The sequence below is a fragment of the Streptomyces sp. NPDC048664 genome (assembly GCF_040650555.1).
Classification (GTDB): domain Bacteria; phylum Actinomycetota; class Actinomycetes; order Streptomycetales; family Streptomycetaceae; genus Streptomyces.
On the sequence record NZ_JBEZHK010000022.1, the window covers coordinates 1 to 15,159 of the forward strand.

At 73.4% G+C, this 15,159-nt stretch carries 17 protein-coding genes; 3 read left to right on the plus strand and 14 right to left on the minus strand.

Annotated elements, in window-relative coordinates:
• Positions 1-308: 308 nt before the first annotated feature.
• The 4 genes from AB0C59_RS22910 to hisI all read right to left on the minus strand — a co-directional run bounded on the left by AB0C59_RS22910 (position 309) and on the right by hisI (position 3,252).
• Entirely contained in the window at positions 309-536 is a 228-nt protein-coding gene (locus tag AB0C59_RS22910) for an HGxxPAAW family protein (protein WP_363007389.1), read from the minus strand.
• A 115-nt stretch (positions 537-651) separates the two neighbouring features.
• Positions 652-1,290, minus strand: coding sequence for a TIGR02234 family membrane protein (locus AB0C59_RS22915; RefSeq protein WP_363007391.1), 639 nt, complete (start codon positions 1,288-1,290; stop codon positions 652-654).
• Positions 1,291-1,342: 52 nt separating this feature from the next.
• Positions 1,343-2,821, minus strand: a complete 1,479-nt coding sequence (locus AB0C59_RS22920; protein ID WP_363007393.1) for an anthranilate synthase component I — start codon at positions 2,819-2,821, stop codon at positions 1,343-1,345.
• Between the two features lie 11 nt (positions 2,822-2,832).
• Positions 2,833-3,252 carry a phosphoribosyl-AMP cyclohydrolase gene (gene hisI / locus AB0C59_RS22925; RefSeq protein WP_363007395.1) on the minus strand — a complete coding sequence of 140 codons (420 nt, stop codon included), beginning with the start codon at positions 3,250-3,252 and terminating at the stop codon, positions 2,833-2,835.
• Positions 3,253-3,334: 82 nt separating this feature from the next.
• On the opposite strand from hisI, the gene AB0C59_RS22930 reads away from it, so the two are divergent.
• Positions 3,335-3,970 carry a TIGR03085 family metal-binding protein gene (locus AB0C59_RS22930; protein WP_363007397.1) on the plus strand — a complete coding sequence of 212 codons (636 nt, stop codon included), beginning with the start codon at positions 3,335-3,337 and terminating at the stop codon, positions 3,968-3,970.
• A gap of 51 nt (positions 3,971-4,021) precedes the next feature.
• Here the strand turns inward: AB0C59_RS22930 and AB0C59_RS22935 are convergent, their stop codons facing one another.
• From AB0C59_RS22935 to hisD, 10 genes are all read right to left on the minus strand, one after another.
• The gene (locus AB0C59_RS22935) at positions 4,022-5,278 is read right to left on the minus strand and encodes an MFS transporter (protein ID WP_363007399.1); all 1,257 of its coding nucleotides are present in this window, start codon (positions 5,276-5,278) and stop codon (positions 4,022-4,024) included.
• A gap of 47 nt (positions 5,279-5,325) precedes the next feature.
• The gene (locus tag AB0C59_RS22940) at positions 5,326-5,913 is read right to left on the minus strand and encodes a helix-turn-helix domain-containing protein (protein WP_363007401.1); all 588 of its coding nucleotides are present in this window, start codon (positions 5,911-5,913) and stop codon (positions 5,326-5,328) included.
• Positions 5,914-6,038: 125 nt separating this feature from the next.
• The gene (gene hisF / locus AB0C59_RS22945) at positions 6,039-6,794 is read right to left on the minus strand and encodes an imidazole glycerol phosphate synthase subunit HisF (RefSeq protein ID WP_363007403.1); all 756 of its coding nucleotides are present in this window, start codon (positions 6,792-6,794) and stop codon (positions 6,039-6,041) included.
• On the minus strand, positions 6,791-7,195 hold the full coding sequence (locus tag AB0C59_RS22950; protein ID WP_363007405.1) for a RidA family protein: 405 nt from the start codon (positions 7,193-7,195) through the stop codon (positions 6,791-6,793). The genes hisF and AB0C59_RS22950 overlap by 4 nt, the downstream gene beginning before the upstream one ends.
• Positions 7,192-7,917 (minus strand): bifunctional 1-(5-phosphoribosyl)-5-((5-phosphoribosylamino)methylideneamino)imidazole-4-carboxamide isomerase/phosphoribosylanthranilate isomerase PriA, encoded by a 726-nt coding sequence (gene priA / locus AB0C59_RS22955; protein ID WP_363007407.1) that lies wholly within the window; start codon positions 7,915-7,917, stop codon positions 7,192-7,194. Before priA ends, AB0C59_RS22950 begins: the two co-directional genes overlap by 4 nt.
• A 3-nt stretch (positions 7,918-7,920) precedes the next feature.
• Positions 7,921-8,562 (minus strand): imidazole glycerol phosphate synthase subunit HisH, encoded by a 642-nt coding sequence (hisH, locus tag AB0C59_RS22960; protein ID WP_363007614.1) that lies wholly within the window; start codon positions 8,560-8,562, stop codon positions 7,921-7,923.
• Between the two features lie 2 nt (positions 8,563-8,564).
• Complete coding sequence (locus AB0C59_RS22965; protein ID WP_363007409.1) at positions 8,565-8,729, minus strand: hypothetical protein; 165 nt, start codon at positions 8,727-8,729, stop codon at positions 8,565-8,567.
• Between the two features lie 3 nt (positions 8,730-8,732).
• On the minus strand, positions 8,733-9,326 hold the full coding sequence (gene hisB, locus AB0C59_RS22970; protein WP_363007411.1) for an imidazoleglycerol-phosphate dehydratase HisB: 594 nt from the start codon (positions 9,324-9,326) through the stop codon (positions 8,733-8,735).
• A complete protein-coding gene (locus AB0C59_RS22975; protein WP_363007413.1) occupies positions 9,323-10,429 on the minus strand; it encodes a histidinol-phosphate transaminase in 1,107 nt (368 codons plus the stop codon). Before AB0C59_RS22975 ends, hisB begins: the two co-directional genes overlap by 4 nt.
• Positions 10,426-11,751 (minus strand): histidinol dehydrogenase, encoded by a 1,326-nt coding sequence (gene hisD, locus AB0C59_RS22980; RefSeq protein WP_363007415.1) that lies wholly within the window; start codon positions 11,749-11,751, stop codon positions 10,426-10,428. Before hisD ends, AB0C59_RS22975 begins: the two co-directional genes overlap by 4 nt.
• Before the next feature lie 656 nt (positions 11,752-12,407).
• Between hisD and AB0C59_RS22985 the strand changes: the two genes are divergently transcribed.
• Entirely contained in the window at positions 12,408-13,988 is a 1,581-nt protein-coding gene (locus tag AB0C59_RS22985) for an oxidoreductase (RefSeq protein WP_363007417.1), read from the plus strand.
• Between the two features lie 105 nt (positions 13,989-14,093).
• Positions 14,094-15,155 (plus strand): hypothetical protein, encoded by a 1,062-nt coding sequence (locus AB0C59_RS22990; RefSeq protein WP_363007419.1) that lies wholly within the window; start codon positions 14,094-14,096, stop codon positions 15,153-15,155.
• Positions 15,156-15,159 lie beyond the last annotated feature (4 nt).

The window sequence follows — 15,159 nt, forward strand, 5'->3', positions numbered from 1 at the left end:
TATAACGCCCCGGCGCCGCCGGCGCCCACGGGGGGGGGGGCGGCCGCCCGGCGCCGCCCGCCCGCGACCGGCCCGGCGGCGGGAGGCGGGGTCGCACAGGAGTTCTCGGGGTTCACCCGACGCATTCTGCCCGCCCCGCGCCCGAACCGCCCGCCGCGAACCGGGCCGCGGGGCCCCGGCACGCGCGAGGGGCGGCCCCCAGGACCCCGGGATGCCCAGGGCACCGTCCGGAACGGGGGCCGCCCCTCGAAGGCGGCTGAAGCGGCCGTGGCGGCCGCGGCGGCTCGGTGAGGAGCCTCGGCGCGAGCTCAGTGCTCCGTCACGCTCAGCGGGCCGCCCGCGCCCTTCGGCTGGCCGAGGCCCATCAGGCGCATGACGCCGCCCACGACGCCGCCGAGCACGACGATCACCAGGCCCGCCCAGAAGCCGGCGGGCTGGGCCATCACGGTGAAGGCGCCCGAGACGCAGAAACCGATGAAGGCGATGATGACACCGGTCCAGGCGGCCGGGGTGTGACCGTGGCTGCTGCCCGCCATGACTTGCTCCTCGTTAGCTGTATGTGCGTGTGTGAGCCGTACGCTCGGCGTCATTGTCCCGTACCCGTGCGTATCGCGTGCGGTCGGGGTCGTCCCCGCGCCGCTGCCGCGGCCGTCAGGCTCCCGTGGGGTCCTCGCCCCGGTCCAGGGCCTTCCACAGGTCCTCGGGGCGGTCCGGGTCGACGGGCTTGGCCTTGCGCGGGCGGGGCGTGCCGTCCCGCTCGTAGCGGCCCGAGAGCGCGGGCCACGTCCGGCCGTGGCGCAGGGCGAGCAGTCCGGCCACGAGGATGAGCAGACCGCCGAACGCCGCGACGTACGGCCACGCGGTCTGGGTGAGCGCGGTGGCGGTCGCGGAGGTGTCGCCGGCCGCCTGCGCCGCCTGCTCGTCGAGTGCGGAGCTGTCGGACGCGCCGAGCAGCGCGGCGGCGGCGATGCCCGCGCCGGACAGCGCGAGGAGCCCGGCGACGAACAGCCGGCCGGCCCTGCGGACGGCGAAGACGGCGACGAGCGCGGCGAGGCCCACTATGGCGAGGGCCGCGGGCACGCCCGTGACGTCGCTGCCCTTGGCGGCGAGCGGGAAGGCGCCGCCGGCCACCTCGACGGTGCCCGACGTCCAGCCGCGACGGGTGGAGAGCAGCACCACGGCCACGCCGAGCGCCCCGAGGAGCAGGGCCAGGGCAAGGCTGCGGCGGCCGGAACGCCCGGGTGCGGCGGCCTCGGATCGGGGGTGAGGTACGGCAGTCACGTAGTCCACTATCGCCTGAACCCCGGGCGAACGGTCACCCGGGGTTCACGTGAGAAGCGTCCTATCGGCCGAGCCGGTTCGCCGTGTGCACCGCGCGCAGGACGGCGGCGGCCTTGTTGCGGCACTCGGCGTCCTCGGCGACCGGATCGGAGTCGGCGACGACACCCGCTCCGGCCTGCACGTAGGCGGTGCCCTCGCGCAGCAGGGCGGTGCGGATGGCGATGGCGGTGTCGGAGTCGCCCGCGAAGTCGAGGTAGCCGACGCAGCCGCCGTACAGCCCGCGCCGGGACGGCTCCAGTTCGTCGATGATCTGCATCGCGCGCGGCTTGGGCGCCCCGGAGAGGGTGCCGGCCGGGAAGCAGGCGGTCAGGACGTCGAAGGCGGTGCGGCCCTCGGCGACCCGGCCGGTCACGGTCGACACGATGTGCATCACGTGCGAGTACCGCTCGATGGACATGAAGTCCACGACCTCGACGGAGCCGGGCTCGCAGACCCGTCCCAGGTCGTTGCGGCCGAGGTCGACCAGCATGAGGTGCTCGGCGCGTTCCTTGGGGTCGGCGAGCAGTTCCTCGGCGAGGGCCTGGTCCTCCTGCGGGGTGGTCCCGCGATGGCGGGTGCCCGCGATGGGGTGCACCATCGCCCGGCCGTCCTCGACCTTGACCAGTGCCTCCGGGCTGGATCCGACGACGTCGAAGCCCTCGAAGCGGAACAGGTACATGTACGGGGACGGGTTGGTGGCGCGCAGCACCCGGTACACGTCCAGCGCGCTCGCCGTGCACGGTGTCTCGAACCGCTGCGAGGGGACGACCTGGAAGGCCTCGCCCGCGCGGATGCGCTCCTTGATGTCCTCCACGGCCGCCTGGTAGTCGGGTCCGCCCCACAGCGCGGTGTACTCGGGCAGCTGCGAGGGCGACAGGACGGCGGGCGGCTGGGCGACGGCGCGGGACAGGTCGGCCTGCATGGCGTCCAGGCGGGCCACGGCGTCCGCGTAGGCCTCCTCCACGCCGGTGTCGAGGTCGTTGTGGTTGATCGCGTTGGCGATCAGCAGGACCGAGCCCTCCCAGTGGTCCATGACGGCCAGGTCGCTGGTGAGCAGCATGGTCAGCTCGGGGAGCTTCAGGTCGTCCCGCTCGCCGGGGCCGATCTTCTCCAGGCGGCGCACGATGTCGTAGCCCAGATAGCCGACCATGCCGCCGGTGAAGGGCGGCATGCCCTCCTGGCGCGGGGTGTGCAGGGTCTCGACGGCCGCCCGCAGGACGGCGAGGGGGTCGCCGTCGGCCGGGACGCCGACGGGCGGGGTGCCGAGCCAGTGGGCGGTGCCGTCGCGCTCGGTCAGGGTGGCGGCGGAGCGCACTCCGACGAAGGAGTAGCGGGACCAGGACCGGCCGTTCTCCGCGGACTCCAGCAGGAAGGTGCCCGGGCGCTCGGCGGCGAGCTTGCGGTAGAGCGCCACGGGGGTGTCGCCGTCGGCGAGGAGCTTGCGGGTGACGGGGATGACGCGGCGGTCGGTGGCCAGCTTGCGGAACGTCTCCAGATCCATGGCGGCCGGCCCTACCGATCCACCGACGCGGCGGCGCCGGGAGTGCCGGAGGCGCCGGAGGCGTCCTCGAGGAGGATGTCGGCGTCGAAGCAGGTGCGGTCGCCGGTGTGGCAGGCGGCGCCCACCTGGTCGACCCTGACCAGCACGGTGTCGGCGTCGCAGTCCAGGGCGACCGACTTCACGTGCTGCACGTGGCCGGACGTGTCGCCCTTGACCCAGTACTCCTGGCGGCTGCGCGACCAGTAGGTGCAGCGGCCGGTGGTGAGCGTGCGGTGCAGTGCCTCGTCGTCCATCCAGCCCAGCATCAGCACCTCGCCGGTGTCGTACTGCTGGGCGATGGCGGGGATCAGCCCGTCGGGGCCGCGCCGCAGGCGCGCCGCGATCTCAGGGGCCAGGCCGCTGGGCCTGCTGGGGTCAGAGGTGCTGGTCATGCCGACCATTGTGCCGCGCCACGCCGCGCCGCCCGGTCACCGTCCGGTGGGCACGGCGCCCTCGCGGTCGTAGGCTGACCGCATGTCGACCCATGCCAAGCGTGAACGCCTCCTGCTGGCGGACCTGTTGGAGGCCGTCGGCCCCGACGCCCCGACCCTGTGCGAGGGCTGGAACACACGGGACCTGGCCGCGCACGTGGTGGTGCGCGAGCGCCGTCCGGACGCCGCCGGTGGCCTTCTGATCAAGCAGCTGGCGCCGCGCCTGGAGCGGGTGATGGCGGAGTTCACGGCGAAGCCGTACGAGGAGCTGATCCAGCTCGTCCGCACGGGCCCGCCGCGCTTCTCGCCGTTCTCGCTCAAGCAGATCGACGAGATGTCGAACGTGGTCGAGTTCTACGTCCACACCGAGGACGTCCGCCGCGCGCAGCCCGACTGGACGCCGCGCGAGCTCGACCCGGTCTTCCAGGACGCGCTGTGGTCGCGGCTGGAGCGCACGGCCCGGCTGAGCGGGCGCCGGGCGCCGACGGGTCTGGTGCTGCGCCGTCCGGACGGGCAGACGGCCGTCGCGCACCGGGGCACCCCGGTGGTGACGGCGACCGGCGAGCCCTCGGAGCTGCTGATGTTCACGTTCGGCCGGCAGCGGGTGGCCGAGGTGGAGCTGGCGGGCGACAAGGAGGCGGTCGAGCGGGTGCGGGACACGAGGGAACTGGGCATCTGAGCAGGCGCCCCGCTCCGGCGGGGCGGCCCGCGCACCGCGGGCCGGGTGCCCTCAGCGGGGCAGCTCGGCGCGTCGCAGGTCCCGGAAGCACAGCAGGACGACCCCGCCGAGCCCGCACACCGCGGCGCTGACGAGGAACACGGGGCCGGTGCCCCAGGCTCCGATGGCGGCGGCGGACAGCGGCATGCTCAGCGGCGCGACGCCGAGGCTGACGAGGGAGGCGACGGCGCTGACCCGGCCGAGGTAGGCGGGGTCGGACCGGGTCTGGAGCAGGGCGCCGCACAGGCCTCCGCTGAAGCCGGTGAGCAGTCCGACGAGCAGGGCGATGCCGACGGCGGCGGGGAGGCCGGGCGCGTGGGCGAGGGCGCCGATCGCCACCGAGCCCGCCAGCACGCCGGCGGCCATGACGCGCCCGGCGTGCGGGACCCCGCCCCGTACGGCCAGCACCAGCGCCGCGGCGGCCGCCCCGGATCCGAAGCCGGCGAGCACCCAGCCGACGCCCGAGGCGCCCCAGCCGCGCTCGTCGGCGAGCAGGGTCAGACCGACGTTGAGCGGGCCGACGAAGCCGAGGTCTCCGAGGGCGATGACGACCATCAGTGGGGCGAGGACGCGGTGGCCGCGGATGTAGCGCAGGCCGTCCCTCAGCTGGCGCCGGGCCGTGGCCCTCCCGGCGCCGGGCGCGTCGTCCGGGGCGGCGTCCCGTACCCGCAGGGACGCCAGCAGCGGTACGGACACGGCGATCAGCAGGCCGGCGAGCGCGAACGCCCCGGCGGCGCCGCCGAGGGCGATGCCGAGACCGCCGAGGGGCGCCCCCGCGACGTTCGCGAACCGCGTGGCCATGCCGCGCAGGCCCTGGACGCGGGCGAGTTGGGAGTGGGTGGTGATCCGGGCGGGGAGGGCGCCCACGGCGGGCATGAACACGGCGTCGACGGTGCCGAAGACGAGGGCGAGGGCACCCAGCAGCCACAGTCCGGGCCGGGCGGCGACCAGCACGGCCGCCACGGCGAGCACGGCGGCGCAGCGGACGGCGTCGCTGCCGATGACGACCCTGCGCGGCCCGAACCGGTCGGCGATCACTCCCCCGCCGAGCAGGAGCAGGGTGCGCGGGACGGCGCTCACCGCCGTGACCAGACCCGCCTCGGCGGGCGTGCCGGACTGGACGGCCGTCCAGGACAGGGACAGGAAGTAGACGTTGTCGCCCACCATCGAGGCGGTGTAGGCGCCGAGCCACCGCAGGACGTTGCCGTCGCGGTACGCGGGGCGCTCGGGGGCGTGCGGCGCGACGGAGGACGGGGTCACGGTGGTCACGGAGGTGGCCTCTCTCGGGGGCGGCACGGGGTCGGGGCGGTGAGCGGTCAGGTGCGGAACGGGAATCCGTACATGTGCAGCGCGACGTTCTCGCGCCCCTCGGTGTCGCCGGCGGCGTCGGCGGCCAGGCCGCGCTCGCGGTACTTGCGGGCGGCCGTCTGCAACTCCTCGGTCAGCGCGGCCAGTTCGGACGCGGTCAGCCGCAGCAGCCACTCGTCGTCCACGGTGGCGGCCTTCCACTGGGCGGACCAGGCGGGACGTTCGTCCAGATACCGCCGGTAGAGGTCGGAGCGCTGGCCGTGGAAGAGCCGTGAGGCCGCCAGGTGGGCCGCGGCCTTCTCCGGTTCGCCGCGGAAGTCCTCGTCATGGATGCTCACCCCGTCCGAGGCGGGCCGCCACCAGCGCTCCCGGCCGTCCCCGCTCTGCGGCTCGGCCTCCTCGATCAGCCCGTGCTCGGCGAGTTTGCGCAGGTGGTAGCTGACCAGCGAGACGGCCTCGTCCACGTTGTCGGCCAGCTGCGAGGCGGTCGCGACACGATGGACGAAGAGCAGCCGGTAGAGGTTCGCCCGCAGCGGGTGGGCGAGCGCCTTCAGCGTGCCGACGTCGGTGATCCGGCGGTTCTCCTTGCTTGCCATGACCCCGACTCTAGATACACAGGAAAAATTGCACAACGAATTTTGCGCAACAAATCCTGCGCGGATGGGCGGAGAAAAGCCCCCGGCCTCCCTGGCGGGCGACCGGGGGCGAGCGGAGAGCCGCGTCACCTCACCGGGTGACCCGCCTCCCGCAGCGTCTCCTTGACCTGGCCGATCCGCAGATCCCCGAAGTGGAAGACGGACGCCGCCAGCACCGCGTCCGCGCCCGCCGCGACGGCCGGCGGGAAGTCGGTCAGCCGGCCCGCGCCCCCCGAGGCGATCACCGGAACGCTCACGTGCCGGCGCACGGCAGTGATCATCTCCAGGTCGTAGCCGTCCTTCGTGCCGTCCGCGTCCATGGAGTTGAGCAGGATCTCGCCCGCGCCCAGCTCGGCGGCCCGGTGCGCCCACTCCACCGCGTCGATGCCGGTGCCGCGGCGGCCGCCGTGGGTCGTCACCTCGAAGCCGCCCGACGGGGCGCGGCGCGCGTCCACGGACAGGACCAGGACCTGCCGCCCGAACCGCTCGGCGATCTCACGGATCAGCTCCGGGCGCGCGATGGCGGCCGTGTTGACGCCCACCTTGTCGGCGCCCGCCCGCAGCAGCCGGTCCACGTCCTCGGCCGTGCGGACACCGCCACCGACCGTCAGCGGGATGAACACCTGCTCGGCGGTGCGGCGCACCACGTCGTAGGTCGTCTCCCGGTCGCCCGAGGAGGCGGTGATGTCCAGGAACGTCAGTTCGTCGGCGCCCTCGGCGTCGTACACCTTGGCCATCTCGACCGGGTCGCCCGCGTCCCGCAGGTTCTGGAAGTTGACGCCCTTGACGACCCGGCCGCCGTCGACGTCGAGGCAGGGGATGACCCGGACCGCGAGGGTCATGAGCCCACCGCCCCTCGGTACGCCTCCAGTTCGACCTCGACCAGGATGCGCGGGTCCACGAAGCCCGTCACGACGACCATGGTCGTGGCCGGGCGCACGGCGTCGAAGACCTCCTTGTGGGCCCGGCCCACGGCGTCGACGTCCCGCGGATGGGTCAGGTACATCCTGCTGCGCACCACCGACTCGGGTCCGAGCCCGAACGCGGCGATCGCCTCCAGGGCGTTGGCGAACGCGACCTTCGCCTGCTCGTACGGGTCGCCCTCCCCGTACAGCACCGGTCCCTTGAAGGAGGTCGTGCCGCCGACCACCACGCGGTCGCCCGCCGCCACGGCGCGCGCGAAGCCGAAGCCGTCCTCCCAGGGGCTCCCGCTCTGCACGCGCTCCACGTCCTTGGACGTCATGACGACACCGCCTCCAATGCCTCTTCCAGGGTGAACGCCTTCGCGTACAGCGCCTTTCCGACGATCGAGCCCTCGACGCCCAGGGGCACGAGGTCGGCGATGGCCCGGAGGTCGTCGAGCGAGGAGACGCCGCCGGAGGCCACCACCGGGCGGTCGGTGACCGCGCACACGTTCCTCAGCAGCTCCAGGTTGGGGCCCTGGAGCGTGCCGTCCTTGGCGATGTCGGTGACGACGTACCGGGAGCAGCCCTCCTTGTCGAGGCGGGCCAGCGTCTCGTACAGGTCGCCGCCGTCACGGGTCCAGCCGCGCCCGCGCAGGGTGGTGCCCCGCACGTCGAGACCGACCGCGATCCGGTCGCCGTGCTCGGCGATGACCCTGGCGACCCACTCGGGGCTCTCCAGGGCGGCCGTGCCGAGGTTGACGCGTGTGCAGCCGGTGGCGAGCGCGGCGGCCAGCGTGTCGTCGTCCCGGATGCCGCCGGACAGCTCCACCTTGATGTCCATCGCCGAGGTGACCTCGGCGATCAGCGCGCGGTTGTCGCCGGTGCCGAACGCGGCGTCCAGGTCGACCAGGTGCAGCCACTCGGCGCCCGACCGCTGCCAGGCGAGGGCCGCCTCGAGCGGGGAGCCGTACGAGGTCTCCGTGCCGGACTCGCCGTGCACGAGCCGGACGGCCTGGCCGTCGCGGACGTCGACGGCGGGGAGGAGTTCGAGCTTCGCCATGGTCTACAGGGTTCCGATCCAGTTGGTGAGCAGCTGCGCTCCGGCGTCGCCGGACTTCTCGGGGTGGAACTGCGTGGCCCACAGGGCGCCGTTCTCCACGGCCGCCACGAACGGCTCGCCGTGGACCGCCCAGGTCACCCTGGGCGCGTGCAGCAGCGGGTTGTGGGTCTCCAGGTGCCAGTCGTGGACGGCGTAGGAGTGCACGAAGTAGAAGCGCGCGTCCGGGTCCAGGCCGGCGAACAGCTCCGAGTCCGCCGGCGCCTCGACGGTGTTCCAGCCCATGTGGGGGACGATGTCGGCCTTCAGCGGCTCGACCGTGCCGGGCCACTCGTCCAGGCCGTCGGCCTCGACGCCGTGCTCGATGCCGCGTGCGAACAGGATCTGCATGCCCACGCAGATGCCCATCACGGGGCGCCCGCCGGACAGCCGGCGGTCGATGATCCAGTCCCCGCGGGCCTCCTTCAGCCCCCGCATGCAGGCGGCGAAGGCGCCGACGCCCGGCACCAGCAGCCCGTCGGCGTTCATCGCCGTGTCGAAGTCCCGGGTGATCTCCACGTCGGCACCCGCGCGGGCGAGGGCGCGCTCGGCGGAGCGGACGTTGCCGAAGCCGTAGTCGAAGACGACGACGCGCTTGGCGGCCGACAGGCTCAATTCCACACCTCCAGTCGCAGGACGCCGGAGACGAGGCACATCGCCGCGCCGATCGACAGCAGCACGATCAGGCTCTTCGGCATCTGCTGCTTGGCGAAGGAGATGATCCCGCCGACCAGGAAGAGGCCGACGACGATCAGCACGGTGGACAGTCCGTTCATGGTTTACAGCGCGCCCTTCGTGGACGGGAGGATGCCCGCGGCGCGCGGGTCGCGTTCGCTCGCGTAGCGCAGAGCCCGCGCGAGAGCCTTGAACTGGCACTCCACGATGTGGTGCGCGTTGCGGCCGTACGGCACGTGCACGTGGAGGGCGATCTGTGCCTGCGCCACGAAGGACTCCAGTATGTGCCGGGTCATCGTGGTGTCGTACTCGCCGATCATCGGCGCCATCTTCTCGGGCTCGGTGTGCACGAGGTAGGGGCGGCCCGACAGGTCGACGGTGACCTGGGCGAGCGACTCGTCCAGCGGCACGGTGCAGTTGCCGAAGCGGTAGATGCCCACCTTGTCGCCGAGCGCCTGCTTGAAGGCGGCGCCGAGCGCGAGGGCCGTGTCCTCGATGGTGTGGTGGGAGTCGATGTGCAGATCGCCGTCGGTCTTCACCGTCAGGTCGAACAGACCGTGCCGGCCGAGCTGGTCGAGCATGTGGTCGTAGAAGCCGACGCCGGTCGCGATGTCGGTCTTGCCGGTGCCGTCGAGATCGATCTCGACCAGGACCGAGGTCTCCTTGGTGATGCGCTCCACGCGCCCTGTGCGGCTCATACGCTCCGCTCCTTCTTCAGTTCACGTACCGCGTCGAGGAACGCGTCGTTCTCCTGCGGGGTCCCGGCGCTGACGCGCAGCCATCCCGGGACGCCGTTGTCCCGGACCAGGACGCCCCGGTCGAGGATCCTGCGCCAGGCCTCGTGGGTGTCGGGGAACCGGCCGAACTGCACGAAGTTCGCGTCGGACTCGACGACGTCGTAGCCCGCCGCACGCAGTTCGGCGACCAGGCGGTCCCGTTCGGACTTCAGCTGCTCCACGTACTTCAGCAGCGTGTCGGTGTGCTCCAAGGCGGCCAGCGCGGTCGCCTGGGTGACCGCCGAGAGGTGGTACGGCAGCCGTACGAGCTGGACGGCGTCCACGACCGCCGGGTGGGCGGCGAGATAGCCGAGGCGCAGTCCGGCCGCCCCGAACGCCTTGGACATGGTCCGCGAGACGACGAGATTCGGCCGACCTTCGAGCAGCGGAAGCAGGGAGTCGCCGTGGCTGAACTCGATGTACGCCTCGTCCACGACGACCATCGACGGCTTGGCCCGCTGCGCGGCGTCGTGGAGGGCGAGGACGGTGGCGGCGGGGACCGCGTTGCCCGTGGGGTTGTTGGGGGTCGTGACGAAGACGACGTCGGGGCGGTGCTCGGCGATGGCCTTCTCGGCGGCGGCGAGGTCGATGGTGAAGTCCTCGCCGCGCGGGCCCGAGATCCATCCGGTGCCGGTGCCGCGGGCGATCAACGCGTGCATCGAGTACGACGGTTCGAAGCCGATCGCGGTACGGCCCGGCCCGCCGAAGGTCTGGAGCAGCTGCTGGATGACCTCGTTGGAGCCGTTGGCCGCCCAGACGTTCTCGGCGCCGACCCGGTGCCCCGCGGTCCTGGTCAGGTACTCGGCGAGCCTGGTGCGCAGTTCGACCGCGTCCCGGTCCGGGTAGCGGTTGAGGCCGCGGGCCGCCTCCCGCACCCGCTCGGCGATCCGCTCGACCAGCGGTTCGGGCAGCGGGTAGGGGTTCTCGTTGGTGTTCAGCCGTACGGGCACGTCCAGTTGCGGGGCGCCATAGGGGGACTTGCCGCGCAGTTCGTCCCGTACGGGGAGATCGTCGATGCCGGTCACTTGCTCTGGGGAACCTTCCAGCCGAACCTCGCCTTGACCGCGGCGCCGTGCGCCGGCAGGTCCTCCGCCTCGGCGAGCGTCACCACGTGGTGCGCGACCTCGGCCAGCGCGTCCCTCGTGTAGTCCACGATGTGGATGCCGCGCAGGAACGACTGGACGGACAGCCCCGAGGAGTGGCAGGCGCAGCCGCCGGTCGGCAGCACGTGGTTGGAGCCGGCCGCGTAGTCGCCCAGCGAGACCGGGGCCCAGGGGCCGACGAAGACCGCGCCCGCGTTGCGCACCCGCCCGGCGACCGCGGCGGCGTCGGCCGTCTGGATCTCCAGGTGCTCGGCGCCGTACGCGTCGACCACCCTGAGTCCCTCCTCCACGCCGTCGACCAGCACGATCGCGGACTGCCTGCCCGCCAGGGCCGGGCGGATCCGGTCGTCGACGTGCTTGGTGGCCGCGACCTGCACCTGAAGCTCCTTGTCCACCGCGTCGGCGAGGTCCGTGGAGTCGGTGACCAGGACGGCGGCGGCCAGCGGGTCGTGCTCCGCCTGGCTGATCAGGTCCGAGGCCACGTGCGCCGCGTCGGCGCCCGCGTCCGCGAGGATCGCGATCTCGGTGGGGCCGGCCTCGGTGTCGATGCCGATCTTCCCGGTGAAGTAGCGCTTGGCCGCGGCGACCCAGATGTTGCCGGGGCCGGTGACCATGTTCGCGGGCGGGCAGGACTCGGTGCCGTGGGCGAACATCGCGACCGCGGTCGCGCCGCCGGCCGCGTACACCTCGTCCACGCCCAGCAGGGCGCAGGCGGCGAGGATCGTGGGGTGCGGCAGGCCGTCGAACTCCGCCTGCGGCGGTGACGCGAGGGCGATGGACTCGACGCCCGCCTCCTGCGCCGGGACCACGTTCATGATCACGGAGGAGGGGTAGACCGAGCGGCCGCCCGGCGCGTACAGCCCGACGCGCTCCACCGGTACCCACTTCTCGGTGACCGAGCCGCCGGGCACGACCTGGGTGGTGTGCGCGGTGCGGCGCTGGGCGCGGTGGACCAGGCGGGCGCGGCGGATGGACTCCTCCAGCGCGGCGCGCACCTCCGGGTCGAGCTCGCCGAGCGCCTTGTCGAGGGCCTCGGTGGGGACGCGGACGGATTTCAGCCGTACGCCGTCGAACTTCTCCGCGAAGTCGATCAGTGCCGCGTCGCCACGATGATGCACGGCCTCGCAGATCGGACGCACCTTCTCCAGGGCGGCCGAGACGTCGAAGTCGGCTCGGGGCAGCAGGTCACGCAGGGCGGGGCCCTCGGGGAGGGCGTCGCCGCGCAGATCGATTCGGGAGATCACAGGGCCAATTCTCGCAGATGGCCTCGTCGCGCTGGACAGCCGTATCAATGGCTGATACAACGCGTCTCCCCGCCGCCTGGGGGCGCACCCCGCCCCACCACCACGAGGACCGGCCTGAGCGGGGGTGCTTTCCCCGCGGGGGGCGGGCGTGTCGCGGCCCCCTGAGGCATGGGCCCGCCGTCCCCACTCGCGCAGTTCCCCGCGCCCCTGGGTCAGGCCCGTGATCGACCGCGGGTCCGTCGTGGCCGCTCGCGCAGTTCCCCGCGCCCCTGGGCTGCGACGCTCCGCGCGCAGATCAGACGCGACGGGCCGTCCGCGCGCCCTGGGGGCGTGGGGAACTGCGCGAGATCGCCCCACGGACCCGCACCCGAGCACGCACCTGATCAGGGGGCGCGGGGAACTGCGCGAAAACCCACACGCACCCGCACCCGAGCACGCACCCGATCAAGGGGCGCGGGGAACTGCGCGAGATCCCGTGGCCGCCGGCAGGCCGTGGCTGGATCGGGTGGGGCCGGTGGGGGTGGGCCCTGGCCGGAAGCCATGGCTGATATCGGCCCCGGAAGATCACCTTCACCAATAGCGTTCGGCCTGTCACCCAGCGGGCATGAACGGTCGTACGAAACCCGCGGGGAGAAACGGGGAGAAAGGAACGTGCCGTGACCCAAGGTGCCGGCCTGCGTACCGGGGACCTGCCGGACGACCTGACCGCCGCCGAGGCCGGCATGTGGCAGGCCTTCCGCAACGGCAGCGAGTACGACCTGCGCGTCGCGGACGCCGCCGTGGACGACCCGCACGGCGGCCACCCCTGGGGCCCCGAGCGCAGCGTCCGGGCACGGATCGTGGCCTGGCTGCTCCTGGACGGGCCCCCCGCCCTCGCGGGCCGGGTCGCCTCCCTGAAGCTGACCGGTGTCCAGATCACGGACACCCTCGACCTCTCCGGCGGCACGATCGAGCCGTACCTGGAGTTGAAGGGCTGCCGGTTCGAGAAGGAGATCCTGTTCCCGGAGGCCCGCTTCACGACCGTGCGCATGGTGGACTGCGCGGTCCCGCGCCTGGAGGCGGCGCGGGTGCACACCGAGGGCGACCTCCATCTGCCACGCTGCCGCTTCCACAACGGCGTACGGCTCACCGACGCCCACATCGGCACCGACCTGCTGCTCAACCAGGCGGTCGTCTACCGGGACCGGCGCGGTCTGTCGATCACCGCGGACGGGCTGCACGTGGGCCAGGACCTCCAGGCCGAGATGCTGGAGTCGCACGGCGAGCTCACCCTGCGCAGCGCCACCGTGGGCGTCTCGCTGAGCCTGCGCGGGGCCCGGCTCGCCAACCCGTACGGCAGGCTGGCGCTCAACGCCCCCCAGCTGACCGTGGAGCGCACCCTGTATCTGACCCCGGCGGGCCTGGCCAATCCCCTGCAGACCAGCGGCACCACCCCGGCGCGCGGGACGCGGGTGCAGCGCTTCGAGTGCCGGGGCGGGGTCCGGCTGGACGACGGGCGGTTCGGGGACGCGGTGGACCTGGAGGCGGCCCGCTTCGTCCTGGACGACGACCACGAGGTGTCGCTGCGCCGGGTCCAGGCGCCGGAGCTGCGCTTCCTGAGCGAGCAGCCCGAGCGCGGCACGGTGGTCCTCTCGGGCGCGCGGATCGTGACCCTGATCGACCGCTGGACGAGCTGGCCGGGCCTCGGCCGCCTGCAGATGGGCGGCTTCGCCTACGAGTACCTCGTCCCGCACGACGCGTTCCCGCTCGCCCGGCGCCTGCTGTGGGTGGCCGCGGCGACCGCCGAGTACAAGCCGGAGCCCTACGAGCGGCTCGCGGCGGTGCTGCGCAACTCCGGGGAGGACGCGGACGCCCGCGAGGTGCTGCTGGCCAAGCAGCGCCGACGCCGCGAGACGCTGCCGGTCGCGGCCAAGGTGTGGGGCTACGCACAGGACTGGACGGTCGCCTACGGCTACCGGCCCGGCCGTGCCGCGGTGTGGATGGCCGTCCTGTGGGCGGCGGCCTCCCTCGCCTTCTCCCACGCCGACCATCCACCGGTCGACAAGGGTCAGCATCCGGCCTGGAACCCCTCCTTGTTCGCCCTCGATCTGCTGCTGCCGGTCATCGACCTCGGGCAGGTGGGCCAGTGGCAGCTCAGCGGCGCCTGGCAGTGGCTGTCGACCGTGGTGATCCTGCTGGGATGGATCCTGGCGACGACGGTCGCGGCGGGGGCGACCCGGCTCCTGCGCCGGAGCTGAGGAGCCTTCCTTTGCGGAGCCTTGACCACCTCGGGCACAACCAACCACGGATTGCACCGTGCCTCTAGCGCGGCCCCGACCTGCGGCTTTTCAATGGTCAGCACCATGGCAACGCTTCGCGCGCTCGTCCTGCGGACACGGACGGCCCGTCACTCCCCCCACCTCTCCCCCGGACTGCCGGCGGACGAGGACGTACTGCTCGACGCCCCCGACGAACGCCTGGCGCCCGCGCTGGTGGCGGCGGCCCACGGCGACCACGGCCCGGCGGCCGGGCTGCTCGCCGCCACCCGGGACGCGGCCGAGTGGGAGGAGCGCGACCGATACCTGACCCGGCTCGCCGCCTTCGCCCGCTCGCGCGACGAGTGGCTGCGCACCTGGTGCGCCACCGACCCGGACGATCCGGACGCCCTGCTGCTGAGGGCGGAACTGGCGCTGACCCGCGCCTGGGGCTCGCCGGCCCGCACCGAACTGCTCGGCCGGATGACTCCCCTGATCGTGGCGGCCACCGGGGTCGATCCACGCGATCCGGTGCCGTGGCGGCTGGCGCTGGACCACGCGCGCGGCTCCGGCGCCGGCCACCGGGACTTCGAGCGGCTGTGGGGCGAGGCGGTGAGCCGCTCCCCGCACCACTACGGGTGCCATGTGGCGGCCCTGCGCTACCTCGCCTCCCGGTGGACCGGCTCGTACGGCGCGTGTCTCGACTTCGCCGAGACGGCCGCGCAGGACGCGCGGCGGGACTCCCTGGTGCAGGCGCTGCCGCTGCGCGCCGCCTTCTCGTGCCTGGAGGCGGACGGCGGGGCGTCGGTGGCCGGTGCCCGACTGCACGCGGCGGCGGACCGGGCCATCGGCCTGTCGGCGCGGTACGCGGTGGGGGACCCGTGGCCCGCGGAGGTCCGCAACCTCCTCGCCCATGTCCTGGCCGCCCTGGAGCGCTGGGAGGACGCGCTGACCCAACTGCGCATGACCGGCCCGTACGCCACCTCCTTCCCCTGGGACCGGGAGCGGGGCCGGGATCGGGAGCGCTCCGGGCGGGATCCGCTGGGGGCGTTCCTGGAGCTGAGGGCGCGCGTGGCCGCGGCGGCGCGACCGGCTCCCGCGGTCCGTGAGGCACGCTCGTTCCTTTCCTTTGGTGGGCGCACCGGACACGTCGCCCGGTTCGACCATTAGGCTT